Consider the following 1286-nt stretch of genomic DNA (forward strand, 5'->3'; position numbering starts at 1 on the left):
AAGGCGCATATCATCGGGAATTCACTGGGCGGTGCCACAACCCTGAAGCTGGCGCTGGACACGCCCGAACGTGCCGATCGCCTCGTACTTATGGGGCCGGGCGGCGGTTTGCAGATCTATACGCCGCGTCCCAGTGAGGGTGTAAAGCACCTTTTCAGCTATTATGAGGGCGATGGCCCCACACGGGAGAAGCTAACAGGATTTCTCGATTGCATGGTGCATGACCGCACGATGATAACTCAGGAACTCTTTGAAGAGCGGCTTGCGTCCAGCATCCAGCCAGGCCTCAAGGATAGCTGGCCATTCAATCCCAGGCGTCTGCCGGTGATGGAGCCGCTATGGAAGCAGTATGATCAGGTGCAGCAGCCAACCCTGATTATCTGGGGGCGGGATGATCGTACCGTGCCGATGGACAATGCCTGGGCGATGCTCAACCAGATAAACGATGTCAGGCTCCACATTTTTGGCAAGACGGGGCATTGGGCGCAATGGGAACGTGCCGAGGAATTCAACAGGCTTGTGCTTGGATTTTTGACGTGAACGCTGTTGAGGGGGAGGTGCTCCGTGGAACTTGATCTCACCGGGAAAGTAGCGCTGGTGACAGGCGGGAGCCGCGGCATCGGGCGAGCCATCGTAGAACGGCTGGCAGCCGAAGGGTGCGATGTCATGGCTGTATCCGTATCGGAAAGCGACGAGAGCAGAAGCCTCTCCGAGGTGGCTGCACGAACGGGCAGGACAGTTGTCCATCATCCGGCCGATCTGTCGACCGTCGAGGGTACGCTAGCCGCTATTGAAGCTGTGGAGGCCAGGTTCGGCCAGCTCGACGTTCTGGTGAACAATGCAGGCAATGTCAAGCGCGGCAATTTTTTTGACCTGACCGAGCAGGACTGGATTGATGGCTTTGCCCTGAAGTTTTTCGGCACTGTCCGGATGACGCGCGCGGCATGGCCGCTGCTCGAGAAATCGCTGGGCAACATCATTAACGTCATTGGCGTGTCCGCGCGCACGCCTGAGGCAATCTACACAATCGCCGCAACCTCCAATGCAGGCTTGTACGCCTTCACAAAGGCAATGGCCGAAGCGGGAACAGAAGTTGGGATCAGGGTCAATGCCGTCAATCCCAGTACGATTGAAACCGACCGTCTGGCAGGCGTGCTCAAAGCCATGCAGATGCCCGAGGATGAGGCTCGCGCCAAACTGCTGAAGATCGCTGGGGCACCGCGCTTCGGCAAACCGGAGAACATCGCGGACATCGTTGCGTTTCTGGCCAGCCCGCGGGCTGAATA

The 1286-nt window shown here is 58.3% G+C and carries 2 protein-coding genes; both read left to right on the forward strand.

Features of this window, described 5'->3' with window-relative positions; genetic code table 11:
* The coding region (locus QMG56_RS23195) for an alpha/beta fold hydrolase (RefSeq protein ID WP_281825264.1) at nt 1-540 on the forward strand (540 nt) is incomplete at its 5' end.
* A gap of 24 nt (nt 541-564) precedes the next feature.
* A partial coding sequence (locus QMG56_RS23200) for an SDR family oxidoreductase (protein ID WP_281825265.1) occupies nt 565-1286 on the forward strand: 722 nt, incomplete at its 3' end.

It is taken from the genome of Sphingobium sp. BS19, assembly GCF_027925545.1.
Classification (GTDB): domain Bacteria; phylum Pseudomonadota; class Alphaproteobacteria; order Sphingomonadales; family Sphingomonadaceae; genus Sphingobium.